This is a genomic window from Streptomyces sp. SL06, assembly GCF_058244745.1.
The window spans coordinates 2,832,782-2,857,078 of sequence record NZ_JBSYOT010000002.1; the positions used below are offsets into that span (position 1 = coordinate 2,832,782).

Sequence of the window (24,297 nt, forward strand, 5' to 3'; positions counted from 1 at the left end):
CCGCGCGATCGTTATGCGGGAGAAACCGGCCCGACGCGCGCCCAGGCCTCAGCCCAGGGGGTCGGGTGCCGCCGTGATGCCCATCTCCGCGAGCTTCGCGCGGCCCCCGTCCGGGGAGGTCAGGACCAGCGGTCCCTGCTCCGTGAGGGCCACCGAGTGCTCCCAGTGGGAGGACCAGGTGCCGTCCGTCGTGACGACGGTCCAGTCGTCCTCCAGGACGACGGTGCGCGGTGTGCCGAGGGACACCATCGGCTCGATGGCCAGGCAGAAACCGGGGACCAGCTTCGGACCCTTGCCGCGCCGGCGCTCGACGTAGTTGAGGAGGTGCGGGTCCATGTGCATCTCGGTGCCGATGCCGTGGCCGCCGTAGTCCTCGACGATCCCGTACTTGCCGCCGCCGGGCCTCGGCTGGCGGCGGATGTACGTCTCGATGGCCCGGGAGATGTCCACGAGCCGGTTGCCCTGCTTCATGGCCGCGATGCCGGCCCACATCGACTCCTCGGTCACCCGGGACAGCTCCACCAGCTCCGGGGCGTGACCGGAGCCGACGAAGGCCGTGTAGGCGGCGTCGCCGTGCCAGCCGTCGATGATCGCGCCGCAGTCGATGGAGATGATGTCGCCGTCCGCCAGGACCACGTCGTCGGACGGGATCCCGTGCACCACGACCTCGTTCACGGAGGTGCAGATGGTCGCCGGGAAGCCGCCGTAGCCGAGGAAGTTCGGCTTGGCGTCGTGCTCCGCGAGCACCTTGCGGGCGACCTGGTCCAGGTCCTTGGTCGTGGCGCCGGGCACGGCTGCCTCGCGCGTGGCCGCGTGGATGGCGGCGACGACCAGCCCCGCCTCACGCATCTTGGCGATCTGCTCGGGGCTCTTGATCTGCACCATGGGGACTGCGGCCTTTCTGGACCGAAGAGACGACGGACGCTTACCACGATAAGGGGCCGGAGCCCCCCACCCCACAGCTCAGCCGCGGCCCCCGGACGAGGGACCGCGGCTGCCGCCGTGCGGAGAAACTACTTGTCGCGCCGGAGTGCCCCCAGCGCGCGGGCCTCGACCTCGTCCACCGTCCCCGTCGCCGCGATCGTGACGACCAGGCCCTGGGCCTTGTAGTAGTCGATGATCGGCTCGGTCTGCGTGTGGTAGACCTCGAGCCGCTTGCGGACCGTCTCCTCGGAGTCGTCGTCCCGCTGGTACAGCTCGCCGCCGCAGATGTCGCAGACGCCGGCCTTCTTCGGCGGCGTGTACGTCACGTGGAAGACGTGCGCGGAGTTGTTGCGACAGACCCGGCGCCCGGCGATCCGCTTGACGACCTCGTCCTCCGGGGCCTCCAGATCCAGCACCGCGTCGAGCTTCATGTCCTCGGCCTCGAGCAGCTCGTCCAGTGCCTCGGCCTGGGAGACGTTGCGGGGAAAGCCGTCCAGCAGAAAGCCGCCCTCGGCGTCGGGCTGCCCCATGCGGTCCTTCGCCATGGCGATGGTGACCTCGTCCGGTACGAGGTTGCCGGCGTCCATGTAGGACTTCGCGAGCTTGCCCAGTTCGGTCTGCTGGCTGATGTTCGCGCGGAACAGGTCGCCCGTGGAGATGTGCGGAATGTGCAGCGTCTCGGCAAGGCGGGTGGCCTGCGTTCCCTTTCCGGCGCCCGGCGGCCCGACGAGGACGATTCGCATCAGCGGAGGAACCCTTCGTAATTGCGCTGCTGGAGCTGGCTCTCGATCTGCTTCACCGTCTCAAGACCGACACCCACGATGATCAGGATGCTGGTGCCGCCGAACGGGAAGTTCTGGTTTGCCCCGAAACCAGCCAACGCCATTGTCGGGACGAGAGCGATCAGGCCCAAGTACAGCGAACCCGGCCAGGTGATCCGGTTGAGTACGTAGCTCAGATACTCAGCGGTCGGTCGGCCAGCCCGGATGCCCGGGATGAACCCACCATACTTCTTCATGTTGTCCGCGACTTCCTCGGGGTTGAACGAGATGGCCACGTAGAAGAACGCGAAGAAGACGATCAGGAGGAAGTACAGAATGATGTGCGGCGTCGCCGCCGTGTCGGCGAGGTTCTTCGTGACCCAGGTCGCCCAGCCCGCCTGCGAGTTCGAGAACTGGACGATCAGCGCCGGGATGTAGAGCAGCGACGAGGCGAAGATGACGGGGATGACGCCCGCCTGGTTCACCTTGAGCGGGATGTACGTCGACGTACCACCGTAGGAGCGCCGGCCGATCATGCGCTTCGCGTACTGCACCGGGATACGGCGCTGCGCCTGCTCCACGAAGACGACCAGCGCGACCATGACCAGGCCGACCAGGATCACCGTGCCGAACTCGATCCAGCCGTCCGCCAGCTCGCCCTGCTTCTTGATGGCCCACAGGGCGGACGGGAAGGTCGCGGCGATCGAGATGAACATCAGGATCGACATGCCGTTGCCGATGCCGCGGTCGGTGATCAGCTCGCCGAGCCACATGACGATGGCCGTACCGGCGGTCATGGTGACCACCATGACGATGGTGGTGAAGATCGCCTGGTCGGGAACGATCTGCCCCGCCACGGTGCAGCCGGAGAAGAGGGCGCCGCTGCGGGCGGTGGCCACCAGGCCGGTGCCCTGGAGGATGGCGAGCGCGATGGTCAGGTAGCGGGTGTACTGCGTGATCTTGGCCGTACCCGCCTGGCCCTCCTTCTTGAGGGCTTCCAGGCGCGGGATCACCACGGTCAGCAGCTGCAGAATGATGCTCGCCGTGATGTACGGCATGATGCCGAGCGCGAAGACCGTGATCTGCAGCAGGGCGCCACCGCTGAACATGTTGACCAGGCCGAAGAGGCCCTGGTTGCCGGACGCCTGGTCCACGCACTCCTGGACGTTCTTGTAGTCGACGCCTGGGATGGGAATGTGGGTACCGAGCCGGTAGACCACGATGATGCCGAGCGTGAAGAGCAGCTTCTTGCGCAGGTCGGGCGTCTTGAACGCCCGGGCGAACGCGGTGAGCACGGTGCCTCCTGCGACCCCCGCGCTACTGCGTCAAGGGTGACGGTCTTGAGGATTCGACTGACGACTTAGTAAGTAACGGTCAACTGCCGCCCAGGGTGCCCCATGTGACGCACCCGTGAAAGAGGGCAGCGCAGGCCACCTTACCGGCGGGACCACCGCCCTTGGAACGACCAACCGGGGATACCCCTTTTGTGGGGCATCCCCGGTTGGGATCGCTCAAGTCATCGGGACGCCTGAAGGGTCAGACGAGCTCGGTGACGGTACCGCCGGCGGCGGTGATCTTCTCCTTGGCGGGGCCGGAGACGGCGTCGACCGTCACCTGCAGCGCCACGGAGATCTCGCCCTGGCCGAGGACCTTGACGAGGCTGTTCTTGCGAACGGCACCCTTGGCCACCAGACCCTCGACGGTGACCTCGCCACCCTCGGGGTAGAGCGCGGCCAGCTTGTCGAGGTTCACGACCTGGAACTCGGTCTTGAACGGGTTCTTGAAGCCCTTCAGCTTCGGAAGGCGCATGTGGAGGGGCATCTGGCCACCCTCGAAGCGCTCCGGAACCTGGTAACGGGCCTTCGTGCCCTTGGTACCACGACCGGCCGTCTTGCCCTTCGACGCCTCACCACGACCCACACGGGTCTTGGCGGTCTTGGCGCCCGGGGCGGGACGGAGGTTGTGGATCTTGAGCGGGTTGTTCTCCGCCATGATCAGTCGACCTCCTCGACCGACACGAGGTGGCGGACGGTGTGCACCATGCCGCGGAACTCGGGGCGGTCCTCCTTGACGACCTGCGTGTTGATGCCCTTGAGACCAAGGGAACGCAGGGTGTCACGGTGGTTCTGCTTGCTGCCGATGTAGGACTTGACCTGCGTAATCCTGAGCTGCGCCATGATTACGCACCCGCCCCGGCACGTGCGCGGAGAAGAGCCGCGGGGGCGACGTCCTCGAGCGGCAGACCGCGGCGGGCCGCGATCTCCTCGGGACGCTGCAGGCCCTTGAGGGCCTCCACGGTCGCGTGCACGATGTTGATCTGGTTGTCGGAGCCGAGCGACTTCGACAGCACGTCGTGGATGCCGGCGCACTCGAGTACGGCGCGCACCGGACCACCGGCGATAACGCCGGTACCCGGGGACGCGGGCTTGAGCAGCACGACGCCGGCGGCCTTCTCGCCCTGGATGGGGTGCGGGATGGTGCCCTGGATGCGGGGGACCTTGAAGAAGTGCTTCTTGGCCTCCTCAACACCCTTGGCGATGGCGGCCGGCACCTCCTTGGCCTTGCCGTATCCGACACCCACGGTGCCGTCACCGTCGCCCACCACGACCAGCGCGGTGAAGCTGAAGCGACGACCACCCTTCACTACCTTGGCGACACGGTTGATTGCGACGACGCGCTCAACGTAAGCGGTCTTCTCGGCGGCAGCTGCGCCGCCGTCACGGCCCTTCCGGTCCCGCCGCTCGCCGCCACCGGCACCGCCACCGCGGCGCTGGGGTCCAGCCATTGGAATTACCTCTCTCTGTTTCCGCTAGCTACGGAACCGGCTCAGAACTTCAGTCCGGCTTCGCGGGCGGCGTCCGCCAGAGCGGCGATGCGCCCGGCGTACTGGTTGCCGCCGCGGTCGAACACGACGGACTCGACGCCCGCGGCCTTGGCGCGCTCGGCGACCAGGGCGCCGACCTGCTTGGCCTGAGCGGACTTGTCGGCCTCGCCGCCACGGATCGAGGTGTCCAGGGTGGACGCCGACGCAAGGGTGTGGCCCTTGAGGTCGTCGATCACCTGGGCCACGATGTGGCGGTTCGAGCGGGTGACGACCAGACGGGGACGCTCCGCCGTACCGGCGATCCGCTTGCGGATCCGGATGTGACGGCGCTTGATCGCGGCGCGCTTGTAGGCGTCGCCCTTGAGGATCTTCTGTCCGTATGCCATGGCTTACTTACCCGCCTTTCCGACCTTGCGGCGGATGACTTCGCCCTCGTACTTGACGCCCTTGGCCTTGTACGGGTCGGGCTTGCGCAGCTTGCGGATGTTGGCCGCAACCTCGCCGACCTTCTGCTTGTCGATGCCCTCGACCGAGAAACGGGTCGGGGACTCCACCTTGAAGGTGATGCCCTCGGGGGCCTCGACCGTGATCGGGTGGCTGTAGCCGAGGGAGAACTCCAGGTTCGAACCCTTGGCGAGCACGCGGTAACCGACACCGCTGATCTCGAGCTTCTTCACGTAACCCTGGGTCACGCCGGTGATCATGTTCGCCACCAGCGTGCGGGACAGGCCGTGCAGGGCCTTGCTCTGACGCTCGTCGTTGGGGCGGGTGACGCTCAGCACGCCGTCCTCGCCCTTGGCGATGTCGATCGGCGCCACGACGGTGTGAGTCAGCGAGCCCTTCGGGCCCTTGACCGAGACCGTACGGCCGTCGATGGTGACGTCCACGCCGGCGGGAACCGCGATGGGGAGCTTGCCGATGCGCGACATAGCTGTTTCCTCCGTTCCCTTCCGCTACCAGACGTAGGCGAGGACTTCCCCACCCACGCCCTTCTTGCCGGCCTGCTTGTCGGTGAGGAGCCCGTGCGACGTGGAGATGATCGCCACACCGAGGCCGCCCAGCACCTTGGGCAGGTTGGTGGACTTCGCGTACACCCGGAGACCGGGCTTGGAGATCCGCTTGATGCCCGCGATGGAGCGCTCACGGTTCGGGCCGAACTTCAGCTCGAGAACGAGGCTCTTGCCGACCTCGGCGTCCTCGGTCTTCCAGCCCGTGATGAAGCCCTCCTGCTGGAGGATCTCCGCGATGTGAGACTTGATCTTGGACGCCGGCATCGTCACAGAGTCGTGGTACGCCGAGTTCGCGTTCCGCAGACGCGTAAGCATGTCTGCGATCGGATCAGTCATGGTCATGAATTGGCCTTCGGCCTCTCTCGCCGGGGTTTCCTGGTGCGCCATCCCTCTCCCCGATCCGAGACGGGACGGGTGCGGCGCGGTGGACCTACGGCGTAGTAAGCAGTCAGTTGCGGGCTTGGCCCGCAGGCGTACGGGCAGCAGACGCCCAACCCCGCAAGCCTACGGCATGCGGAGCCGGGCCTCTGCCGACCCAGATGCTTACCGAGAGTCTGAATAACCCGGAATTACCGGATTACCAGGAACTCTTGGTCACGCCCGGCAGCTCGCCACGGTGAGCCATCTCACGAAGGCACACGCGGCACAGGCCGAACTTGCGGTAAACGGAGTGCGGGCGGCCACAGCGCTGGCAGCGGGTGTAGCCGCGCACCCCGAACTTGGGCTTGCGGGCAGCCTTAGCGATCAGAGCCTTCTTCGCCATCTCGCTCACGCCTCCTTGAAGGGGAAGCCGAGGTGACGAAGGAGCGCGCGGCCCTCAGCGTCGTTGGTCGCCGTGGTCACCACGGTGATGTCCATACCCCGGGTGCGGTCGATCTTGTCCTGGTCGATCTCGTGGAACATGACCTGCTCCGTGAGACCGAAGGTGTAGTTGCCACGGCCGTCGAACTGCTTGGGGGACAGACCGCGGAAGTCGCGGATGCGCGGCAGCGCGAGCGACAGGGTGCGGTCCAGGAACTCCCACATGCGGTCGCCACGGAGGGTGACGTGGGCACCGATCGGCTGGCCCTCGCGCAGCTTGAACTGCGCGATGGACTTGCGGGCCTTGGTGACGGCCGGCTTCTGACCGGTGATCGTGGTGAGGTCGCGGATGGCGCCCTCGATCAGCTTGGAGTCGCGGGCGGCGTCGCCCACACCCATGTTGACCACGATCTTGACGAGGCCGGGGATCTGCATGACGTTCTCGTACGAGAACTCCTCACGCAGCTTGCCCGCGATCTCCTCGCGGTACTTCGTCTTCAGACGCGGAATGGTGGTGGTAGCCATCAGATGTCCTCACCCGTCCGCTTGGCAACGCGGATCTTGTTGCCCTCGTCGTCGAAGCGGTAACCGACGCGAGTGACAACCTTGTTGCCGTCCTTCTCCACGACCAACTGGACGTTGGAGATGTGGATCGGGGCCTCGGTGGTCACAATGCCGCCGGCCTGCGAACCGCGAGCGGTCGGCCCGGCCTTGGTGTGCTTCTTGACCCGGTTGACACCCTCGACCAGGACCCGGTCCTCACGGGGGAAGGCCGCGATGACCTTGCCCTGCTTGCCCTTGTCCTTACCGGTGATGACCTGGACCAGGTCGCCCTTCTTGATCTTCATGCTCACAGCACCTCCGGCGCGAGGGAGATGATCTTCATGAACTTCTTCTCGCGCAGCTCACGGCCGACCGGGCCGAAGATACGGGTGCCGCGAGGGTCGCCGTCGTTCTTCAGAATGACGGCGGCGTTCTCGTCGAAGCGGATGTACGAGCCGTCCGGACGGCGGCGCTCCTTGACGGTGCGAACGATGACCGCCTTGACGACGTCACCCTTCTTCACGTTGCCACCGGGGATCGCGTCCTTGACGGTGGCGACGATGACGTCACCGATACCCGCGTAGCGGCGGCCGGAGCCACCGAGCACACGGATGCAGAGGACTTCCTTCGCACCCGTGTTGTCGGCGACACGCAGCCGCGACTCCTGCTGGATCACGTCTATCTCCTGTTTGTCTGCCGGTTCCCCGGGGGCCGTTCAACCTCTGGCCGAACGGCTCCCGGAGCCTGGCGGAACTGTCCTGCGAGGAATGCCCCGCAGAAACGTACTTTTGGAATTCCCTTGCGGGGATTACCTACTTGGCCTTCTCGAGGACCTCGACGACGCGCCAGCGCTTCGTCGCGGACAGCGGCCGGGTCTCCATGAGGAGGACGCGGTCGCCGACACCCGCGGCGTTCTGCTCGTCGTGGGCCTTGAGCTTCTCGGTGCGGCGGATGACCTTGCCGTACAGCGCGTGGGTCACCCGGTCCTCGACGGCGACGACGACGGTCTTGTCCATCTTGTCGCTGACGACCAGACCCTGACGGGTCTTGCGGAAGCCCCGGCCGGCCTTCGTCTCTTCAGTCACGTTGCTCTCGCTCATCAGGCGCTCTCCACCGTCTCGATGCCCAGCTCGCGCTCACGCATCAGGGTGTAGATCCGCGCGATGTCCTTGCGGACGGCCTTGAGCCGACCGTGGTTCTCGAGCTGGCCCGTCGCCGCCTGGAAGCGGAGGTTGAACAGCTCTTCCTTGGCCTCGCGGAGCTTCGCGAGAAGCTCCTCGTTGCCCAGCTCGCGCAGCTCGGACGCCTTGGTACCGGCCGACATCACGCTTCACCTGCCTCGCGCTTGACGATCCGGCACTTCATCGGCAGCTTGTGGGCCGCACGCGTCAGCGCCTCACGGGCGATCTTCTCGTTGGGGTAGGACAGCTCGAACATGACCCGGCCCGGGTGCACGTTCGCGATCCACCACTCCGGGGAGCCCTTGCCGGAACCCATGCGGGTCTCGGCGGGCTTCTTCGTGAGCGGGCGGTCCGGGTAGATGTTGATCCAGACCTTGCCGCCACGCTTGATGTGGCGGGTCATCGCGATACGGGCCGCCTCGATCTGGCGGTTGGTCACGTACGCCGGCGTGAGGGCCTGGATGCCGTACTCGCCGAACGCGACGGTCGTACCGCCCTTGGCCTGACCACGGCGCTTCGGGTGGTGCTGCTTGCGGTGCTTGACCCTGCGGGGGATCAGCATGTCGGTCAGGCCTCCGTTCCGGTGCTCTCAGCCGGAGCGGCAGCCGCCGGAGCCTCGGCCTTGGGGGCCTCGGCGGCCGGAGCCGACTGCTGCTGCGGCTTGCGCCCGCGACGCTCGCCACCGCGGCCACCACGGGCCGGGCGGTCGTTGCCACCACGGGCCGGGCGGTTGCCGGCACGGGCGGCGGCGTTCTCGGCGCGGACCTCGGCGATGTTCTTGACGTCGCCCTTGTAGATCCAGACCTTCACGCCGATGCGGCCGAAGGTCGTCTTGGCCTCGAAGAAGCCGTAGTCCACGTTCGCGCGGAGCGTGTGCAGCGGCACCCGGCCCTCGCGGTAGAACTCCGAGCGGGACATCTCGGCGCCGCCGAGGCGGCCACCGCACTGGATCTTGATGCCCTTGGCGCCGGCCTTCATCGTGCCCTGCATGCTCTTGCGCATGGCGCGACGGAAGGAGACGCGGGAGGACAGCTGCTCGGCGACGGCCTGGGCCACCAGCTGAGCGTCCGTCTCCGGGCTCTTGACCTCGAGGATGTTCAGCTGGACCTGCTTGCCGGTCAGCTTCTCCAGGTCACCGCGGATGCGGTCGGCCTCGGCGCCGCGGCGGCCGATGACGATGCCCGGACGAGCGGTGTGGATGTCCACCCGCACGCGGTCCCGGGTGCGCTCGATCTCGACCTTGGAGATGCCGGCGCGCTCCATGCCGGACGTCATCATCCGACGGATGGCAACGTCTTCCTTGACGTAGTCCTTGTACAGCTTGTCGGCGTACCAACGCGACTTGAAGTCGGTCGTGACACCGAGCCGGAACCCGTGCGGGTTTACCTTCTGGCCCATTACCGGGTTCCTTCCTTGCTGCTGACGACCACGGTGATGTGGCTGGTCCGCTTGCGGATCCGGTAGGCGCGGCCCTGGGCACGCGGCCGGAACCGCTTCAGGGTCGGGCCCTCGTCGACGTAGGCCTCGGAAATGAAGAGGCTGTCGGCGTCGGTGTGGTCGTAGTTGTGCGCGGCGTTGGCGATGGCGCTGTCCAGCACCTTGCCGACCGGCACGCTCGCGGCCTGCGGGGCGAAACGCAGGACCGCCTGAGCCTCCGTGGCGTCCATGCCACGGATGAGGTCCACCACGCGGCGGGCCTTCATGGGCGTGACGCGGATGTACCGCGCCTGGGCCCTGGCTTCCATGGTTGTCCCTTCAGTGTCTGTCATTGGTCATTCCACCCCGCGTTAGCGGCGCTTCGACTTCCGGTCGTCCTTGACGTGACCCCGGAAGGTGCGCGTCGGCGAGAACTCGCCGAGCTTGTGGCCGACCATGGACTCGGTGACAAACACCGGGATGTGGGTCTTGCCGTTGTGCACCGCGATCGTGTGGCCGAGCATCGCCGGGACGATCATCGAGCGACGGGACCAGGTCTTGATGACGTTCTTGGTACCGGCTTCGTTCTGCGTGTCCACCTTCTTGATCAGGTGGTCGTCGACGAAGGGTCCCTTCTTCAAGCTACGAGGCATCTCAACCCGTCCTTAGCGCTTCTTGTTCGTCTTGCGGCGGCGGACGATGTACTTGTTCGACGCCTTCTTGGGCGAACGAGTACGGCCTTCCTTCTTGCCCCAGGGGGACACGGGGTGACGACCACCGGAGGTCCGGCCCTCACCACCACCGTGCGGGTGGTCCACCGGGTTCATGACCACACCACGGACGGTCGGGCGAACGCCCAGCCACCGCTTGCGGCCCGCCTTGCCCCAGTTGATGTTGTTCTGCTCGGCGTTGCCGACCTCGCCGACCGTGGCGCGGCAGCGCTGGTCGACCAGGCGGATCTCTCCGGACGGCATGCGCAGGTGGGCCATGGTGCCCTCCTTCGCGAGCAGCTGCACGGAGGCGCCGGCGGAGCGGGCGAACTTGGCACCGCCACCGGGACGGAGTTCGATCGCGTGGATCGTGGTACCGACCGGGATGTTGCGGAGGGCCAGGTTGTTGCCCGGCTTGATGTCGGCCCCGGGACCGTTCTCGACGCGGTCGCCCTGCTGCAGGTTGCGCGGGGCGAGGATGTAGCGCTTCTCGCCGTCGGCGTAGTGCAGCAGCGCGATGCGCGCGGTGCGGTTGGGGTCGTACTCGATGTGCGCGACCTTCGCCGGCACGCCGTCCTTGTCGTGCCGACGGAAGTCGATCACGCGGTAGGCGCGCTTGTGTCCGCCACCCTGGTGGCGAACGGTCACACGACCGGCGTTGTTACGGCCGCCCTTGCTGTGCAGCGGGCGGACCAGCGACTTCTCCGGCGTGGACCGCGTGACCTCGACGAAGTCGGCGACGGAGGAGCCACGGCGGCCCGGCGTCGTCGGCTTGTACTTGCGGATACCCATTGTCTCTCAGTCCTCGGAAATGTTCCGAAATCCGGGACGATCCGGACCTCCCGTCAGGAGGTCGGACCGCCGAAGATGTCGATACGGTCGCCCTCGGCAAGGGTCACGATCGCGCGCTTGCTGTCGGCACGCTTGCCGAAGCCGGTGCGGGTGCGCTTGCGCTTGCCCTGGCGGTTGATCGTGTTGACCCCGGTGACCTTGACCGAGAAGACCGCCTGGACGGCCTCCTTGATCTGGGTCTTGTTGGAGCCCGGCGCGACGATGAACGTGTACTTGTTCTCGTCGAGGAGCGCGTAGCTCTTCTCGGACACGACCGGCTTCAGCAGTACGTCACGGGGGTCCGTGAACGCCTTGCTGGCCGGGGTGACGACGGTGTTCTTGCCCTCGGCCTCGTGGCGGCGCGCCTTGGCGACGCGCGCGGCCTTGGCGGCCTTGGCCGCCTTGGAGGCGATGCTCGGGTGACGCGTAGCCATCAGGCCTCGCTCCCTTCGGTGTCGGCGGCCTTGGCGGGGCCGGACACGAAGGACTCGAAAGCGGCCTGGGTGAAGACCACGTCGTCCGAGACGAGAACGTCGTACGTGTTCAGCTGGCCCGGCTCCAGGATGTGGATCTGGGGCAGGTTGCGGGCGGACAGCCACGCGGCCTCGTCGGCGCGGTCGACGACCAGGAGCAGGTTCTTGCGCTCCGAGATCTTGCCGAACAGCGTCCGGGCGGCCTTCGTGGACGGGTTCTCGCCCTCGATGACGCCGGTGACGACGTGGATGCGGTTGTGGCGGGCCCGGTCGGTGAGGGCGTGGCGCAGGGCCGCGGCCTTCATCTTCTTCGGGGTCCGCTGCGAGTAGTCACGCGGCTGCGGGCCGTGGACGACGCCACCGCCGGCGAACTGCGGCGCACGGGTCGAACCCTGGCGGGCGCGGCCGGTGCCCTTCTGGCGGTACGGCTTCTTGCCGCCACCGCGGACCTCGCCGCGACGCTTGGTCTTGTGCGTGCCCTGGCGGGCGGCGGCGTTCTGCGCGACGACGACCTGGTGGATCAGCGGGATGCTGATCTTCTCCACGCCGAAGATCTCCGCGGGGAGTTCGACGCTTCCGGTCTTCTCGCCGGCAGGCGAAAGAATGTCAATGCTGGTCGAAGTACTCATCGGCTTACTCAGGCCCCCTTGGCCGCAGTGCGGACCAGGACGAGGCCGCCGTTCGGACCGGGAACCGCGCCCTTGATGAGCAGCAGACCCTTCTCCGCGTCAACGGCGTGGACGGTCAGGTTCTGGGTGGTGACCCGCTCGTTGCCCATGCGGCCGGCCATGCGGAGGCCCTTGAACACGCGGCCCGGGGTGGCGCAGCCACCGATGGAACCGGGCGAGCGGTGCTTGCGCTGGGTGCCGTGTCCGGCGCCGAGGCCCTTGAAGTTGTGACGCTTCATGACACCGGCGAAGCCCTTGCCCTTGCTCTTGCCGGTGACGTCGACCTTCACGCCGGACTCGAAGACCTCGGCGGTGACTTCCTGACCGAGCGTGTACTCGGCGGCGTCGGCCGTGCGGATCTCGACGAGGTGGCGGCGAGGGGTGACGTCGGCCTTGGCGAAGTGGCCCTTGAGGGGCTTGTTCACCTTGCGCGGGTCGATCTCGCCGAACGCGATCTGGACGGACTCGTAGCCGTCGGCGTCGTTCGTGCGGACCTGGGTGACGACGTTGGGGCCGGCCTTGACGACGGTGACCGGAACAACGCGGTTGTTCTCGTCCCACACCTGCGTCATGCCGAGCTTCTCGCCCAGGATGCCCTTGATCTGCTTGGTCATCTTCAGATCACCGCCCTCAGAGCTTGATCTCGATGTCGACACCGGCCGGGAGGTCGAGTCGCATCAGAGAGTCAACGGTCTTGGGGGTCGGGTCGAGGATGTCGATCAGGCGCTTGTGCGTGCGCATCTCGAAGTGCTCGCGCGAGTCCTTGTACTTGTGCGGCGACTTGATGACGCAGTACACGTTCTTCTCAGTGGGCAGCGGCACCGGGCCCGCGACCGACGCACCAGTGCGAGTCACCGTCTCGACGATCTTCTTCGCCGAAGAGTCGATGACCTCGTGGTCGTAGGCCTTGAGCCGGATGCGGATCTTCTGTCCCGCCATGGCTACTCAGTAGTCCTGTCTCTCGTAACGCTCTGGACCCGGTGATCCCTTGTCATTCCGCTCCCCCTCCGACCCACGCGGTCGGGCGTGTCGCGCTCCCGCTGACACGGATGTCCCTTTTCGGGACTTCCCTGCGATGGGAGTGCGGGCCCTTCCGGAACCGCGGGCGGGGACGAGAGGCCCACCGGGCGCCTGGCCTGCACCCCGCTGACACTTCCCGGAAGATTCCCGTACGTCCGCCCCTGGGGCGACGAGTACTGTGGGACTCGCTTCCGGTCCCCCCGGCGGGAGGCGCGCAGCATCGGCACTCGACCGAGCAACCCCGCTAGTTTGCCATACGGGGGGTGGGGCTGGCCAATCGGGGCGGAGAGAATACCCCGGGGGTGACGTGGATCAAACCCGGGGCCACTGCCGCCGCCGTTAAAGCCACTCTCCCCCGTCGCCCTCCGCGCCGACCCCGTAAGCGCGCACCAGCACGACCAACTGCACCGGCACGTCCGTGTCGTCGTGCTTGACGCCGGCCAGGACGACCTTGTCCGAGATCCGCCACGCGGTGTGGTCGATGTAGTCCACGCCGTCCGTCAGGTCCTCGTCGACCCTCTCCAGCCCGGCCCCGAGAGGCCCGGACTCCAGCTGGGCGACGACGCCCGGAAGCTCCGCGGCGGCCGCGTCATAGAGGTCGTCGATGTAGGTGTCCGGGTCAGGCTGCTCGTCATCAACGTCTCGGTGCCAGACGGTGAACTCCACCTGCACCGAGGGGCCGTCACCCTGGATCCACGCATGGGCGTCGGCGCGCCGCCAGGTCGTCGCCCACTCCTTCGCCGGATTCCTGCGCTCGCCGGCCCAGCCCGCGGCGTCGAGAACGGCTGCCGCCGCCGGCCCGGTGAGTTCGTCGAGGTCGGACAGCTGACTCAATTCCGCGCTCACGTCAACCATTTACTCATTCCGCTCATACCATTTCCGGGCACATGAAATACCGACAGCGTACCATTTGCCATCGCCTCCGGGAAATGAGTTCCGAGTACTTCACGGAAGTGAGCAGCGCCCGCCTCGTTCGATATCGCGTAGCGCACACCATTCCCGCCCATTTCCTCATTCAATTTCAGCAGCTTGGCGGCCTGATCGGTAATTTTTGTCTCGTTGTAGAAAGAACTCTCGGGATTGTAGGCGGACTTCGCCCACTCGCTCTCCCGTCCGCCGGTGAACTTGGCCTCCATGATCCAGCCGTTGGTGGGGCCGCCGTCCACATGCACCGCCCGACCGTCGGACAGCTTCCATATCTGCTCGTAGTCCGTACCGGACACGACGCGCTGGTACCTGAACGAAGGGCGCTTCAGCATCTTTTCGGTCAGCCAGGCGAGCCCCTTGAACGTGGGGCAGCTCTGAAGCCCCAGAGGGTCGGACCAGACCAGCGGGTTGACCACGTACGCGTAGTGGTCGGGCCCGGCGGCCAGCCCCAGCGGGTCGGGCGAGATGTACCGCGTGGTGTACGGGTCGTAATACCGGAAGTGGTTGTAGTGCAGACCACTCTCGGCGTCGAAATACTGCCCGGGGAAACGAAGTGGGCATTCTTCCTCCGCCGACTGAGGGTCCCGTGGTGCGCCCCAGAGGCTCGACCTGTTCTTCCAGGTCACGTTTCCGTCCGGGGCGAGCAGTTCGGCGGGACTCCCGGCGAGATCGCTCACTATCAGCCGGAATCTCTGGTCGACCTCGTCCTGCGGAGCGTCTCGGAGCCATTCACGCGTGCACTGAGCCACTGCCCGATGGCTGTCGGGCGTGTACTCCCACGTGATGCTGGTACGGGCTCCGGAAGCGCGCTCATGGATCTCCTCCGCGAGCCGGCTGCCGTCCCAGACGAAGAACACCGCCTCCTCGACCTCCCCCGAGGAGCCGAGACGCTCCTTCGCCACCCGGCGTCCGAGGGGGTCGTAGGTGTAGCGCCAGGTCGTTCCGTCCGGCGTGACGAGGCCCGTCAGCCGGTCGTCGGCGTTCCAGGTGTAGGTCCAGCTCCTGCGGAGTCCCGACAGCGTTCGGCAGGTCCGCCGGACCACCCGGCCCTGGGAGTCGTACGCGTAACGGATACGCCCGGCTCGCGTCAGCCGGTTTCCCGCGTAGGCGAATCGCTGCGCGGCTTCCTCACCGGCACCGTCCGCGGTCTCCCGGTGAGAGACGGCGACCACGCGTCCCCCACCGTCGTACGCATAGCTTTCACTCCATCCCTCCGCGCTGACTCCGGTGGGCCGGCCGGCCGCGTCCAGGGCATAGCGCTTCCTGCCGCCCCGGCGTTCGAGTACCTCCACGGGACCGGCGGCACCATGGATGTACTGACGGTCGACGGACGCCGCTTCGGCAGTCCCGTGTCCCGCGCGGACGACCGTCTGGCTGCGCATGCGGTGCAGCGCGTCCCAGGACTGCGCCACCGCCGGTCCGTCGCCCAGCCGGATCTCCGTCTCCCTGCCCGCGGCGTCGTAGTCGAACCGCAGGGCGCCTTCGGAGGCCACCAGCTCGTGCGGCAGGCCGTCCATGGTGTACGACCAGCTGCTCTCGGCTCCCGTCGGAGTGACACGCGTCGTACGACGCCCGGCGATGTCGTAGCGGAAGCTGCTGGTCCGCCCGTTGACGGTCTCCTTTGTCACCCGGCCGTACTCGTCGTGCGCGAGGGTGAGCCGGACGCCGGGCGACAGCGCCTCCGCCAGCCGCCCGGCGTCGTCGTACCGGAACACCGTGGTCGAGTCCCCGGCACGCTTCTCGACCACGTTGCCGATCACGTCACGCAGGTACTCGACGCTCTCACCGGCGCCATTGACCTGCTTGACCAGACGGCCCACCTCGTCTCGCACATAGCTGAGCGAGCGTCCGTCGAAGTCCTGTTCCGCGGCCAGTCGGCCCGCGGCGTCATAGGTGTACCGCCAGGACCGCCCGCGGCTGTCGGTGACCGCGGTGAGCCGAAGCTCGGTGTCGTGCTCGAAGCGGAGCACCGCGCCCGCGGGGTCGGTCCTGCTCACCAACAGGTCGAAGTGCGAGTAGACCGACGTGGTGGTCGCTCCGCCGGGGTCGGTGTGGGCGAGGAGATTCCCCTCCGCGTCCCAGATCCAGTTCTCCACGCTGCCGTCGGCCGCGGTCCTCCGTGTTCTCCTCCCCTCCGGCGTCCACGAGATGCGGGTGACACCGCCGAGCGGGTCGACGACCGAGTCGACGCGGCCGAAGGGGTCACGGCCGTACTCGACGAACGCGCCCGTCGGGTTCGCGACCCTCACCGGCAGACCGGCGGCATTCGTCACGATGGACACCTTCGAACCCAGCGGGTCGGTGATGCCGGTGAGGGCACCGCCTGATCCATAGGTGAAGCTGGTCCTGGCGCCTCCCGGCTCCACCACCGCCGTACGGTTTCCACGGTCGTCGTAGGAATAGGTGCGCACGGCTCCGTCGCCACCCACCGTCACCACGGGAAGGTGCCACTGGTTGTACTCCGCGGTCGCCCGGCGCCCGTCGGGGCCGGCGATGGAAGTGACGTTGCCCGCGTCGTCGTAGGTGTACGTGGTCTCCCGTCCCACGGGGTCGATCTGCTTGAGCAGCCGGCCGTGACGATCCCATTCGAGCGATTCCTGGCGCTCCAGCGGATCGGTCACCCGCACGAGTTGCAGCAACTCGTTGTGCTCGAACCGGGTGACGTGGCCGAGCGAGTTCGTGTACGCGGTGACGCGCGGCGCGGAGTCGTAGTCGATGACGCAGTTCAGGTGGCCGTCGGCGCCCCGGCCCGCGACGCAGCGATCGTCTCCGTCGTACCTGAACCGGTACCAGCTGCCGTTCCGGTCGGTCCAGGAGACAACGCGTGCTCGGTCGTCGTATTCGAGCCGGAAGGGCAGACCGGAGGAATTGACGATCTGCGTGAGGTTGCGGTCGGCCGAATACGCGTAGCGAAGAAGGGTCGTCGTGTCGTCGGTGTGGGCACCGTGACGCAACCGCAGGCTCGTGACCAGGCCGTCCGTCGTCTCGACCTCGACGTGGTAGCCGGCCGAGTGCTGAACCGCGGTCGGAGCACCGTCGGCACTGCGGGTGATGTCGACGCGATTGTCGTTCCGGTCCGTGATCGCGGACAGCGCCAAGGTGTACGGCATGTCCGGCAGCGGCTCGGCAACCACTGAGAAGTGCCGTGTCACACCGAGCGCCGGGTCATGGATGCGCAGGGTGCCACGGTTGGGCCCGTCCCATTCCAACGGCCATCGCGGGCCTTCGAGAGGCAGGGCGGGCGCACCGGGGACGGGCACCGGATACGCGAGGATCATGCCGTCCTCGGCGGCGAACAGCACCCCTTCGGCGTCCAGTTCGACCCGTTCGTCGAGCGTGGACGCCCATGACCTGCCGAACCACCGGCCTTCTCGGTACGTCGAGAGATGTGTGCGCTTCAGCGCCAGCGTCAGAACCCCGGGCAGCTCGACGTCGGTGTCGTACATCAGCATTTCGCCGGTGACCATGTCGATGGGGTCGCCACCGGGGCATCGTCCGGCAAGTGCCTTGCTCCGCTGCACGAGGTTGCCCGCGCCGCCTCTGAGCGACCTGCCCAGTCCTTTGACCCCCTGCGTCATGCCCTTGAGCCCCAGCTTGCCCGCCGCCTTCATCCCCTTGGCGAGCCCCCCGAGGGTGGTGAGGCCCTTCATGCCGGGGATGCAGTCGAGGGCGGCCAGGCCCACGTCCCACAGGGACGCCTGGCCCTTGCTGTATTTGTAGAGCGTGTCCGCCAGTACCACGAGGGCCGCGATCAGGACGATTGCGCCCAGGATCGGGCCGCCGATGATCATCGCGACGATGCCGACGATCGCGACGACCACCTTGCAGACCGCGACGATGTTGTCCCAGTTGTCCGTGAACCAGTCGCCGATGTCCTCCCACCACGACCGGTTCTGGATACCCGCGTCGGACGCCTCGTCGATCTTGTTCTTGGCCTCCCGGGCCGCGTCCTCACGCATCCGGCGCGCGTCCGCCGCCATCTTCTTCGCCGCGTCCAGCGCACTGTGCGCGTCGGCCACCGCCGACTGCGCCTTCGTCCGCGCCGTCCTGGCCTGCTGCGCGTCCCGCGTGGCCGCGCGGACCCTGGCCTCGTCCGGCTCGTCCGCGTCCGACCTGCTGCCCGTCGGATCGTCCTTGTACTTGTCCGCCTCCTTCGACGCCCGCGTCACCCACGAATCCGCCGAGGACAACTTCGACTGCGCCAACGTCAGATCCTCACGGGCCTCCCGCGCCTTCACCAGCGCCTTGTCCGCCAAGGCCTGCGCCCGCTCCAGCTTCGGCCAGAAGTCCGCCAGCGCGTCGCCGCACATCGCGTACGACTTCTCCAGCTTCCTCAAGTTCTTCGGAACACCCGAGAACTCCTCCTTGAAGACCGCGGCCGACTTCCCCGCCCACTCCGCGAGCGTCGACTCCCCCGCCATCCCCTTCACCAGACGCAACGCCTCCGACACGTCGTCGGCGAAGTCGTGCAGCGTCTTCGCGAGCGTCCGCACCCGATGCGGATCACCCGGAGTCGGGTCCTTGTCCAGGTCCAGGACATGCCAGTCACTCGGCCTGTGGCCCGCCATCCCGCAACCCCCGTCAACACACACGCATCAGCGACAACGACCCTACGCACACGTGAACTTACAAGGCACAGCCGTGTGTGGAAAAGGGTGGCACCGACAGCCCCACGTGATCATCACGTTAGGGTCGGGCGACGAGACGCGCTCGAACATCGGGGGGATGACGTGGCGGAGGCCGGTGCAGGCGAGAGTGAGGCGTCGCGGACACTGCGGGCCGCCGGGCGGGTGGACAAGTGGTCGATCGGGTGGATTCTGCTGGCGCTCGCGCTGTGGATCTGCTTCGCGATCCTGATGCTCTCCTCGTACGGCCCCGAGTCCTACGACGGTGATCCCCGCTGCGAGGGCCCGCTGTTGGCCCCGTTCCAGCGGGCCGGCTCCGTCTGTGACAGCGAGCTGCGCCAGTGGCCGGCGCTGCTCGGCATCATGGCCCTCGCCTGCATCGCGACCGTCGTCGCGGCGGCGACCACGGTCTACGCCAGGCTGCTGTCCCGGCTGGCGAAAGTGGCCGGCCCCGAATCGGCCGCGGGGTCGTCCTCAGCCCCTGGACTCAGCCCCTGAACTCAGCTCACGAAGCGGAACGTCGACGTGATCGCGTCGAAGATGTCGAAGAAGGAGTCCGCGAGGTCGAGGACCTGGCTGCTGCCCGCGACCAGGGCGACCTTGCCCTCCTGACCGGGGACCGGGATGAACGTCTGCATGAGGACCGCGCGGACGGTGCGGTTCAGGGCGTCGCCGGGAACGGCGATGTCCTCGATGCCCCGGGTACGGGCCGCCGGGCCCACGCCGGGGATGTCGACGGTCGTCACCTCGCGCCAGGAGTCGCCGGGCTTCCTCGGCTCCTTGACGGCGAGTTGGCCCGCGATGGCGGCCGGGTCGGTGGGCAGCGGGTCGCCGGAGGACGTACGGCCGCCGACCAGCGAGACCGTCACCGAGCCGGTGATCGGGGTGTCGCCGCCGAAGCTCTCCGCCATGCAACCGCAGTACAGCGCGCCGGACTTCCACGCGTCGGACGCGGCCTTCTGCAGGAAGGTGACGAACGCGGCGCGGGACGGCTCCAGTTCGGGGTAGCGGCGGACCCGCTCGTCGACCATGCGCCGGATCGAGTCGTCCCGCGACTCCGGACGTACGTCGAACTCCCACCAGGACTCGGGCACCTTGATCCGGAACCCGCCGCGTTCGACGGTGAGTGCTTCGGTGTAGCGGGCCACGGCTTCTGCGGCCTTCCGTTCGTTCGGGCAGGGGTTCGCTCGGTCAGGGGTTCGTGCGTGCCGTCATCCTCCCACGGCGTCCGGCGACGCTCAGATGACGCCCTGGGCCAGCATCGCGTCCGCCACCCGCTCGAAGCCCGCGATGTTCGCGCCGGTCACGTAGTCGCCGGGGGCGCCGTAGCGCTCGGCGGTCTCGTGGCAGGTGGTGTGGATGTCGTCCATGATGCGGGTCAGCTCCTCCTCGACCCGCGCCGCCGTCCAGGACGTACGGGCGTGGTTCTGCGCCATCTCCAGGGCGCTGACCGCGACGCCGCCCGCGTTGGCCGCCTTGCCGGGCCCGAAGGCGACGCCGGAGCGCTGGAACAGGCGCACGGCCTCGCGCGTCGCCGGCATGTTCGCGCCCTCCGAGACCGCCTTCACGCCGTTGCGGATCAGGGTCGCGGCGTCGTTTTCGTCCAGCTCGTTCTGCGTGGCCGACGGGAGCGCGACGTCGGCCGGAACGTCCCAGACGCTTCCGCCGGGCACGAAGCGGGCCGAGGAGCCCCGGCGCTCGGCGTACGTGCCGACCCGGCCGCGCTCGACCTCCTTGACCCGCCTCAGCAGCTCTACGTCGATGCCCTTCTCGTCGACGACGTAGCCGGAGGAGTCCGAGCAGGTCACGGCGTTCGCACCGAGGGCGGCGAGCTTCTCGACGGTGTGGATCGCGACGTTTCCGGAGCCCGAGACGACCGCCGTCTGCCCCTCCAGGTCCTCACCGCGCTCGCGCAGCATCGCCGCCGCGAAGAGCACGTTGCCGTATCCGGTCGCCTCCGGGCGGACCAGTGAGCCGCCCCAGCCCGCGCCCTTGCCGGTGAGGACACCGGCCTCCCAGCGGTTGGTGATCCGGCGGTACTGGCCGAACAGGTAGCCGATCTCCCGGCCGCCGACGCCGATGTCTCCCGCCGGGACGTCGGTGTGCTCGCCGATGTGCCGGTACAGCTCCGTCATGAACGACTGGCAGAACCGCATGATCTCCGCGTCGCTGCGCCCGCGTGGGTCGAAGTCGCTGCCGCCCTTGCCGCCGCCGATGCCGAGGCCGGTCAGTGCGTTCTTGAATATCTGCTCGAAGCCCAGGAACTTGATGACGCCCAGATTGACGGAGGGGTGGAAGCGCAGGCCGCCCTTGTACGGGCCCAGCGCGCTGTTGAACTCGACCCGGAAGCCGCGGTTGACGCGCACCCGGCCCTGGTCGTCCTGCCACGGCACCCGGAAGACGACCTGCCGCTCCGGCTCGACCAGCCGCTCGACCAGGCCCGGTTCGGCGTACTCGGGCCGGGCCGCCAGCACCGGCGCGAGCGTCTCCAGCACCTCACGGGCGGCCTGGTGGAACTCGGGCTGGGCCGGGTCGCGGTGCTCGATCTCGGCGAGGAGGCGGTCGAGCGTGATCCTGGTCTGGCTTAGCGTCGTCACGGGGGCCCTTTCTGGCACGGCGCTGTCGCCGCGCGTGGGACACTTGGGTGTTACGCGCATGTAAACATCCTGGCCAGCACCCTGAGCAGGGTGTGACCACGATGTGAGACCGAATATTCACACCCTTCGGCCGCGGGAGCCTCCCCGCAAAGCGTGAACACTTTGGGGGAAAGTGTTCACGCTTTGGCGGAGTACCTGCGGGGGGGGGCGTCAGCTCTCAGAGGCGTACGGGACGAAGTCCGCCCAGGCACCGGGGGTGAGCGCCAGCCGGGCACCGTCCGTGATCTTGGAGTCGCGGACGTGGATCACGCCGGGGGCGGTGGCGATTTCGACGCAGGACTCGCCGTTGGTACCGCCGCTGTAGCTGCTCTTGAACCACGCCGGCTCGGAGGCGTCCTCGGCGGAGGCCTTGCGCATCATGTCTCTCCCAGCACTCTCGCGATGGGGGCCAGCGACTCCCTCGGGGGGAGGGCCTGCGCCCGGATGGTGCCATATTGCAGCTCTACGACGCGGAGTTGTTTTGGGTCGGAAACAGGCCGTCGGCTCGCCCCACTGCCGTACCGTCCGGGAACTTCAGCAGCCCGATTCGGCCGTCCAAGCCGGGGTGAGCTTCCGTGTTGGTCGGCATGATCTGAAGCGTGACGCAATTCAATCGCCCCACCTCCAGCAGGTGTTCGAGCTGCCGTTGCCACACCATTGTGCCCCCAACCTGTCGACGCAGCGGCGCCTCTTCCACCACGAAGTGGATGGACGGAGCGGGGTCGCGTTCGAAGACCGACCGCCTGGCCAGCCGAGCGGCCACCATGCGTTGCACGTCGTCCGGTGAGTACGGCGGTTGCGCTGCCCCGATCAAGATCCGCACATGCTCCGGCGTCTGCAACAAGCCCGGGATGATGTTGCACTCATAGACCCCGATCTCAGCCGCCTTGCCCTCCATCTTCCCCAGCTCCCGTACCTTCTTCGGGTACCGGACCTTCTTCACGTCCTCCCAGGTCGCCGCGATGAGCCCACCCGCGTCGAGTACCTCGTCGGCCCTGTCCAGATACTCCTGCCGGGGAATCCGCTTGCCGCCCTCGACCTTGTAGACGACGTCCTCCCCGTACCCGACCGCCAGCCCGAAGTCCGCGGCGCGCATCCCTACGGCCTCCTGACGCGGCTTCAACTGCCGCCCCCACCGTCGTGATGACCGCGATACCCCACTCGTCGTCCGGGTCGACCTCCCAACCCGACTCGTCCGCCCCGCCCTTTAGCCGGCCCGCCTCCGCCTCGACCACCATCCCGCGCCCCTTCGTCGTACTCTCTGCATTGCCCCCGGCGCCCTACCCGCAGGGCCCGTCCTGACAGCCCGGACAGCGCTGGACAACCACCGGACAGTCACCGTACGTACCCGATGAGTCACCTCTCGCTGTACGCAACTTCAGCGTGCCGCTGTCCCCCACGCCGCGCGGTGCCCGCCTTGCCCGCCTGCTCGCGACCGAGCAGTTGCGCTCGTGGGGCCTCCCCCTGGACCCGGCACGCCAACTGGTCGCGGAGCCGGCCTCGAACGCGGCAGATCACGGACGCGTCCCCGGCCGCGATTTCCGCCTCACGCTCTACGTCGTCGGGGACACCCTGCGTATCGAGGTCACCGACACCAGGAGTGAGCGGCTGCCCTGCCCGCAGACACCCGCTCCCGACGCGGAACGCGGCCGTGGCCTGCTGCTCGTCGAAGCGCTGGCGGACCGCTGGGGCGTGATCGAGAGGAGGTTTCCACGCAAGACCGTGTGGGCCAAGCTGGGCTTGGCGGCGCCTGGGACGCGGTGAGCACGTGCCGGACCCCGACCTCGACGGCATCACACACGGCACCCGGGCCGCAGCCCCCCTCGGGTCCGAGGGGGGCTGCGGCCATCCGCGAATGACCGCCTCTCACTCCACGTCGACCACGAACAACTCGTCCGCAGACTTCGCCGTGACCGCCCGCGTGAGCCAGAGCCCCAAGGTGTCCAGATCGCCACACCCCAGAACCCGATTGCGCTCGGCGTCGGACACCACAACACCCCGCCGTTCCAGCAACACGAGAATGCTCTCGACCCAACCAGCGACCCGACCCTCCTCGCGGCCCTCCGCCCGAAGGCTCTGCGCCGTCCGCGACTGGAAGAAGGACAGATCCCGCTCCATACGACTCAGCCTTCGGCTTCGGTCCCGGCATCCACGAACAACTCAGCCGCCGACGCAGCCAGATCGCCCGCTCAAACCAAACACCCAGGATCTCAGAATCCCCACAGCCCAGGATGCGTGCCCGCTCGTCCTCGGACACCTCGATCCCCCGGCTCCTCAGAAGCACCAGGATGTCCTCGGCCCGACCCTCTGCCCTGCCCTCCGCCCGAAGGTTCTGCGCGGTCTGCGACTGGAAGAAGGAGAGATCGGCGGCCATGATCTGCCTCCATAGGTTCGCGGCCGGCGTCTCGCCGAGGCCTTGTTCCGTGAGTTCGATGAAGATGCTTGCAGTGTTCTCGTCTTCGGCCGACAGGCCCTTCAACGCCGTCGCCAGCGCTTTCAGTATGGCATCGGCATCCGGATCCCAGCGGTGCAGAGCCGCGGAGAGGACGGTCAGCGGAATGTCACGCGCCGCCTCGTCGGGACTGTCGATCACCGGCAGGTTGTCCGGCCCGAGGACGAGCGGCCGCACCGTGAGAGAGGGCCACTGCGCGGGCCCGATGTCGACGTGCTGAGCCGCCCAGGCGGCGGTGCGGCGGTCGGCGCAGACGACCAGGAGGACCGGCGGGAGACGGTACTTGGCGTGCAGGTGCGACAAGTAGTACGCCCAACTGGACGGCTTGTCGGAGTCCGGCTTCCCCTGCGACTCCACGGCGAGGAGGAACCTGTCGCCACCCCCCGTGTCCATGCGCAGCAGCGTGTCCACACGCCGCTCCACCGGGCGGTTTTCGGTGAGATCGGTGGGGAAGGGCAGGGCCGAGACGGGCTCGGCGAAGGTGATGCCGAGGCT

At 67.7% G+C, this 24,297-nt stretch carries 32 protein-coding genes and 1 pseudogene; 2 read left to right on the forward strand and 31 right to left on the reverse strand.

All coding sequences use genetic code 11. The features are described 5' to 3' along the window. Positions 1 to 48: 48 nt before the first annotated feature. From map to AC4IHM_RS12890, 26 genes are all read right to left on the reverse strand, one after another. A complete protein-coding gene (gene map, locus AC4IHM_RS12765; RefSeq protein ID WP_490867188.1) occupies positions 49 to 885 on the reverse strand; it encodes a type I methionyl aminopeptidase in 837 nt (278 codons plus the stop codon). A 128-nt stretch (positions 886 to 1,013) separates the two neighbouring features. Then, positions 1,014 to 1,667 (reverse strand): adenylate kinase, encoded by a 654-nt coding sequence (locus AC4IHM_RS12770; protein WP_490867189.1) that lies wholly within the window; start codon positions 1,665 to 1,667, stop codon positions 1,014 to 1,016. After that, positions 1,667 to 2,980, reverse strand: coding sequence for a preprotein translocase subunit SecY (gene secY, locus AC4IHM_RS12775; protein WP_490867190.1), 1,314 nt, complete (start codon positions 2,978 to 2,980; stop codon positions 1,667 to 1,669). The genes AC4IHM_RS12770 and secY overlap by 1 nt, the downstream gene beginning before the upstream one ends. A gap of 241 nt (positions 2,981 to 3,221) precedes the next feature. After that, on the reverse strand, positions 3,222 to 3,677 hold the full coding sequence (gene rplO / locus AC4IHM_RS12780) for a 50S ribosomal protein L15 (RefSeq protein ID WP_490867191.1): 456 nt from the start codon (positions 3,675 to 3,677) through the stop codon (positions 3,222 to 3,224). A gap of 2 nt (positions 3,678 to 3,679) precedes the next feature. Continuing rightward, positions 3,680 to 3,862, reverse strand: coding sequence for a 50S ribosomal protein L30 (gene rpmD / locus AC4IHM_RS12785; protein ID WP_329137026.1), 183 nt, complete (start codon positions 3,860 to 3,862; stop codon positions 3,680 to 3,682). 2 nt (positions 3,863 to 3,864) lie between these two features. After that, positions 3,865 to 4,470, reverse strand: coding sequence for a 30S ribosomal protein S5 (gene rpsE, locus AC4IHM_RS12790; RefSeq protein WP_004927232.1), 606 nt, complete (start codon positions 4,468 to 4,470; stop codon positions 3,865 to 3,867). Positions 4,471 to 4,511: 41 nt separating this feature from the next. Continuing rightward, positions 4,512 to 4,895 carry a 50S ribosomal protein L18 gene (gene rplR, locus AC4IHM_RS12795; protein ID WP_490867192.1) on the reverse strand — a complete coding sequence of 128 codons (384 nt, stop codon included), beginning with the start codon at positions 4,893 to 4,895 and terminating at the stop codon, positions 4,512 to 4,514. 3 nt (positions 4,896 to 4,898) lie between these two features. Further along, complete coding sequence (gene rplF, locus AC4IHM_RS12800; RefSeq protein WP_490867193.1) at positions 4,899 to 5,438, reverse strand: 50S ribosomal protein L6; 540 nt, start codon at positions 5,436 to 5,438, stop codon at positions 4,899 to 4,901. 24 nt (positions 5,439 to 5,462) lie between these two features. Continuing rightward, positions 5,463 to 5,861 (reverse strand): 30S ribosomal protein S8, encoded by a 399-nt coding sequence (gene rpsH / locus AC4IHM_RS12805; RefSeq protein ID WP_453828007.1) that lies wholly within the window; start codon positions 5,859 to 5,861, stop codon positions 5,463 to 5,465. A 235-nt stretch (positions 5,862 to 6,096) separates the two neighbouring features. Further along, complete coding sequence (locus AC4IHM_RS12810) at positions 6,097 to 6,282, reverse strand: type Z 30S ribosomal protein S14 (protein WP_003948630.1); 186 nt, start codon at positions 6,280 to 6,282, stop codon at positions 6,097 to 6,099. A gap of 5 nt (positions 6,283 to 6,287) precedes the next feature. Further along, complete coding sequence (gene rplE / locus AC4IHM_RS12815; protein WP_388514355.1) at positions 6,288 to 6,845, reverse strand: 50S ribosomal protein L5; 558 nt, start codon at positions 6,843 to 6,845, stop codon at positions 6,288 to 6,290. Next, entirely contained in the window at positions 6,845 to 7,168 is a 324-nt protein-coding gene (gene rplX / locus AC4IHM_RS12820; protein ID WP_122615761.1) for a 50S ribosomal protein L24, read from the reverse strand. The genes rplE and rplX overlap by 1 nt, the downstream gene beginning before the upstream one ends. A 2-nt stretch (positions 7,169 to 7,170) precedes the next feature. Continuing rightward, positions 7,171 to 7,539 carry a 50S ribosomal protein L14 gene (gene rplN, locus AC4IHM_RS12825; protein ID WP_030831680.1) on the reverse strand — a complete coding sequence of 123 codons (369 nt, stop codon included), beginning with the start codon at positions 7,537 to 7,539 and terminating at the stop codon, positions 7,171 to 7,173. 136 nt (positions 7,540 to 7,675) lie between these two features. Then, entirely contained in the window at positions 7,676 to 7,963 is a 288-nt protein-coding gene (gene rpsQ / locus AC4IHM_RS12830) for a 30S ribosomal protein S17 (RefSeq protein WP_490867194.1), read from the reverse strand. Further along, positions 7,963 to 8,187 carry a 50S ribosomal protein L29 gene (gene rpmC / locus AC4IHM_RS12835; protein ID WP_003974259.1) on the reverse strand — a complete coding sequence of 75 codons (225 nt, stop codon included), beginning with the start codon at positions 8,185 to 8,187 and terminating at the stop codon, positions 7,963 to 7,965. Before rpmC ends, rpsQ begins: the two co-directional genes overlap by 1 nt. Beyond that, positions 8,187 to 8,606 carry a 50S ribosomal protein L16 gene (gene rplP / locus AC4IHM_RS12840; RefSeq protein WP_004927269.1) on the reverse strand — a complete coding sequence of 140 codons (420 nt, stop codon included), beginning with the start codon at positions 8,604 to 8,606 and terminating at the stop codon, positions 8,187 to 8,189. The genes rpmC and rplP overlap by 1 nt, the downstream gene beginning before the upstream one ends. A gap of 5 nt (positions 8,607 to 8,611) precedes the next feature. Next, entirely contained in the window at positions 8,612 to 9,442 is an 831-nt protein-coding gene (gene rpsC, locus AC4IHM_RS12845) for a 30S ribosomal protein S3 (RefSeq protein WP_490867195.1), read from the reverse strand. Continuing rightward, on the reverse strand, positions 9,442 to 9,789 hold the full coding sequence (rplV, locus tag AC4IHM_RS12850; protein ID WP_003974262.1) for a 50S ribosomal protein L22: 348 nt from the start codon (positions 9,787 to 9,789) through the stop codon (positions 9,442 to 9,444). The genes rpsC and rplV overlap by 1 nt, the downstream gene beginning before the upstream one ends. A 42-nt stretch (positions 9,790 to 9,831) precedes the next feature. Beyond that, the gene (rpsS, locus tag AC4IHM_RS12855; protein ID WP_003974263.1) at positions 9,832 to 10,113 is read right to left on the reverse strand and encodes a 30S ribosomal protein S19; all 282 of its coding nucleotides are present in this window, start codon (positions 10,111 to 10,113) and stop codon (positions 9,832 to 9,834) included. Between the two features lie 12 nt (positions 10,114 to 10,125). Next, positions 10,126 to 10,962, reverse strand: coding sequence for a 50S ribosomal protein L2 (rplB, locus tag AC4IHM_RS12860; protein ID WP_490867196.1), 837 nt, complete (start codon positions 10,960 to 10,962; stop codon positions 10,126 to 10,128). Between the two features lie 53 nt (positions 10,963 to 11,015). After that, positions 11,016 to 11,435 carry a 50S ribosomal protein L23 gene (gene rplW / locus AC4IHM_RS12865; protein ID WP_007443985.1) on the reverse strand — a complete coding sequence of 140 codons (420 nt, stop codon included), beginning with the start codon at positions 11,433 to 11,435 and terminating at the stop codon, positions 11,016 to 11,018. After that, on the reverse strand, positions 11,435 to 12,103 hold the full coding sequence (rplD, locus tag AC4IHM_RS12870) for a 50S ribosomal protein L4 (RefSeq protein WP_490867197.1): 669 nt from the start codon (positions 12,101 to 12,103) through the stop codon (positions 11,435 to 11,437). The genes rplW and rplD overlap by 1 nt, the downstream gene beginning before the upstream one ends. An 8-nt stretch (positions 12,104 to 12,111) precedes the next feature. After that, entirely contained in the window at positions 12,112 to 12,756 is a 645-nt protein-coding gene (gene rplC / locus AC4IHM_RS12875) for a 50S ribosomal protein L3 (protein WP_210957939.1), read from the reverse strand. Positions 12,757 to 12,772: 16 nt separating this feature from the next. Then, entirely contained in the window at positions 12,773 to 13,081 is a 309-nt protein-coding gene (gene rpsJ / locus AC4IHM_RS12880; protein WP_003948644.1) for a 30S ribosomal protein S10, read from the reverse strand. 420 nt (positions 13,082 to 13,501) lie between these two features. Continuing rightward, positions 13,502 to 14,008 (reverse strand): hypothetical protein, encoded by a 507-nt coding sequence (locus tag AC4IHM_RS12885; protein ID WP_490867198.1) that lies wholly within the window; start codon positions 14,006 to 14,008, stop codon positions 13,502 to 13,504. Then, positions 14,005 to 18,657 carry an RHS repeat-associated core domain-containing protein gene (locus AC4IHM_RS12890; RefSeq protein WP_490867199.1) on the reverse strand — a complete coding sequence of 1,551 codons (4,653 nt, stop codon included), beginning with the start codon at positions 18,655 to 18,657 and terminating at the stop codon, positions 14,005 to 14,007. Before AC4IHM_RS12890 ends, AC4IHM_RS12885 begins: the two co-directional genes overlap by 4 nt. A 162-nt stretch (positions 18,658 to 18,819) precedes the next feature. On the opposite strand from AC4IHM_RS12890, the gene AC4IHM_RS12895 reads away from it, so the two are divergent. Then, positions 18,820 to 19,212 carry a hypothetical protein gene (locus AC4IHM_RS12895; RefSeq protein WP_490867200.1) on the forward strand — a complete coding sequence of 131 codons (393 nt, stop codon included), beginning with the start codon at positions 18,820 to 18,822 and terminating at the stop codon, positions 19,210 to 19,212. Between the two features lie 2 nt (positions 19,213 to 19,214). Here AC4IHM_RS12895 and AC4IHM_RS12900 read toward each other — a convergent pair whose 3' ends face one another. The 4 genes and pseudogenes from AC4IHM_RS12900 to AC4IHM_RS12915 all read right to left on the reverse strand — a co-directional run bounded on the left by AC4IHM_RS12900 (position 19,215) and on the right by AC4IHM_RS12915 (position 22,588). After that, positions 19,215 to 19,862, reverse strand: a complete 648-nt coding sequence (locus tag AC4IHM_RS12900) for a hypothetical protein (RefSeq protein ID WP_490867201.1) — start codon at positions 19,860 to 19,862, stop codon at positions 19,215 to 19,217. Between the two features lie 90 nt (positions 19,863 to 19,952). After that, positions 19,953 to 21,311, reverse strand: a complete 1,359-nt coding sequence (gene gdhA, locus AC4IHM_RS12905) for an NADP-specific glutamate dehydrogenase (protein ID WP_490867202.1) — start codon at positions 21,309 to 21,311, stop codon at positions 19,953 to 19,955. Between the two features lie 210 nt (positions 21,312 to 21,521). Beyond that, entirely contained in the window at positions 21,522 to 21,731 is a 210-nt protein-coding gene (locus tag AC4IHM_RS12910; RefSeq protein ID WP_490867203.1) for a DUF397 domain-containing protein, read from the reverse strand. After that, positions 21,728 to 22,588: pseudogene (locus AC4IHM_RS12915) on the reverse strand (helix-turn-helix domain-containing protein). The gene AC4IHM_RS12910 and the pseudogene AC4IHM_RS12915 overlap by 4 nt, the downstream one beginning before the upstream one ends. Positions 22,589 to 22,733: 145 nt before the next feature. Here AC4IHM_RS12915 and AC4IHM_RS12920 point away from each other — a divergent pair. Beyond that, on the forward strand, positions 22,734 to 23,114 hold the full coding sequence (locus AC4IHM_RS12920; RefSeq protein ID WP_490867204.1) for an ATP-binding protein: 381 nt from the start codon (positions 22,734 to 22,736) through the stop codon (positions 23,112 to 23,114). A 102-nt stretch (positions 23,115 to 23,216) separates the two neighbouring features. Here AC4IHM_RS12920 and AC4IHM_RS12925 read toward each other — a convergent pair whose 3' ends face one another. Then, complete coding sequence (locus AC4IHM_RS12925; RefSeq protein ID WP_490867205.1) at positions 23,217 to 23,468, reverse strand: hypothetical protein; 252 nt, start codon at positions 23,466 to 23,468, stop codon at positions 23,217 to 23,219. Positions 23,469 to 24,297 lie beyond the last annotated feature (829 nt).

What these genes read in the sequence shown, in the direction of transcription:
- AC4IHM_RS12925 (WP_490867205.1), bottom strand. Translation starts at nt 23,468, where the DNA reads ATGGAGCGGGATCTGTCCTTCTTCCAGTCGCGGACGGCGCAGAGCCTT.
- rplB (WP_490867196.1), bottom strand. Translation starts at nt 10,962, where the DNA reads ATGGGTATCCGCAAGTACAAGCCGACGACGCCGGGCCGCCGTGGCTCC.
- rpsS (WP_003974263.1), bottom strand. Translation starts at nt 10,113, where the DNA reads ATGCCTCGTAGCTTGAAGAAGGGACCCTTCGTCGACGACCACCTGATC.
- rplO (WP_490867191.1), bottom strand. Translation starts at nt 3,677, where the DNA reads ATGGCGGAGAACAACCCGCTCAAGATCCACAACCTCCGTCCCGCCCCG.
- rpsQ (WP_490867194.1), bottom strand. Translation starts at nt 7,963, where the DNA reads ATGAGCGAGAGCAACGTGACTGAAGAGACGAAGGCCGGCCGGGGCTTC.
- rpmD (WP_329137026.1), bottom strand. Translation starts at nt 3,862, where the DNA reads ATGGCGCAGCTCAGGATTACGCAGGTCAAGTCCTACATCGGCAGCAAG.
- rplV (WP_003974262.1), bottom strand. Translation starts at nt 9,789, where the DNA reads ATGGAAGCCAGGGCCCAGGCGCGGTACATCCGCGTCACGCCCATGAAG.
- rpsE (WP_004927232.1), bottom strand. Translation starts at nt 4,470, where the DNA reads ATGGCTGGACCCCAGCGCCGCGGTGGCGGTGCCGGTGGCGGCGAGCGG.
- rplD (WP_490867197.1), bottom strand. Translation starts at nt 12,103, where the DNA reads ATGAGTACTTCGACCAGCATTGACATTCTTTCGCCTGCCGGCGAGAAG.
- AC4IHM_RS12890 (WP_490867199.1), bottom strand. Translation starts at nt 18,657, where the DNA reads ATGGCGGGCCACAGGCCGAGTGACTGGCATGTCCTGGACCTGGACAAG.
- rplP (WP_004927269.1), bottom strand. Translation starts at nt 8,606, where the DNA reads ATGCTGATCCCCCGCAGGGTCAAGCACCGCAAGCAGCACCACCCGAAG.
- rpsJ (WP_003948644.1), bottom strand. Translation starts at nt 13,081, where the DNA reads ATGGCGGGACAGAAGATCCGCATCCGGCTCAAGGCCTACGACCACGAG.
- rpmC (WP_003974259.1), bottom strand. Translation starts at nt 8,187, where the DNA reads ATGTCGGCCGGTACCAAGGCGTCCGAGCTGCGCGAGCTGGGCAACGAG.
- AC4IHM_RS12910 (WP_490867203.1), bottom strand. Translation starts at nt 21,731, where the DNA reads ATGATGCGCAAGGCCTCCGCCGAGGACGCCTCCGAGCCGGCGTGGTTC.
- rplX (WP_122615761.1), bottom strand. Translation starts at nt 7,168, where the DNA reads ATGAAGATCAAGAAGGGCGACCTGGTCCAGGTCATCACCGGTAAGGAC.
- rpsC (WP_490867195.1), bottom strand. Translation starts at nt 9,442, where the DNA reads ATGGGCCAGAAGGTAAACCCGCACGGGTTCCGGCTCGGTGTCACGACC.
- AC4IHM_RS12770 (WP_490867189.1), bottom strand. Translation starts at nt 1,667, where the DNA reads ATGCGAATCGTCCTCGTCGGGCCGCCGGGCGCCGGAAAGGGAACGCAG.
- map (WP_490867188.1), bottom strand. Translation starts at nt 885, where the DNA reads ATGGTGCAGATCAAGAGCCCCGAGCAGATCGCCAAGATGCGTGAGGCG.
- rplC (WP_210957939.1), bottom strand. Translation starts at nt 12,756, where the DNA reads ATGACCAAGCAGATCAAGGGCATCCTGGGCGAGAAGCTCGGCATGACG.
- AC4IHM_RS12810 (WP_003948630.1), bottom strand. Translation starts at nt 6,282, where the DNA reads ATGGCGAAGAAGGCTCTGATCGCTAAGGCTGCCCGCAAGCCCAAGTTC.
- rplW (WP_007443985.1), bottom strand. Translation starts at nt 11,435, where the DNA reads ATGGCTACGCGTCACCCGAGCATCGCCTCCAAGGCGGCCAAGGCCGCC.
- rplR (WP_490867192.1), bottom strand. Translation starts at nt 4,895, where the DNA reads ATGGCATACGGACAGAAGATCCTCAAGGGCGACGCCTACAAGCGCGCC.
- rpsH (WP_453828007.1), bottom strand. Translation starts at nt 5,861, where the DNA reads ATGACCATGACTGATCCGATCGCAGACATGCTTACGCGTCTGCGGAAC.
- rplE (WP_388514355.1), bottom strand. Translation starts at nt 6,845, where the DNA reads ATGGCTACCACCACCATTCCGCGTCTGAAGACGAAGTACCGCGAGGAG.
- rplF (WP_490867193.1), bottom strand. Translation starts at nt 5,438, where the DNA reads ATGTCGCGCATCGGCAAGCTCCCCATCGCGGTTCCCGCCGGCGTGGAC.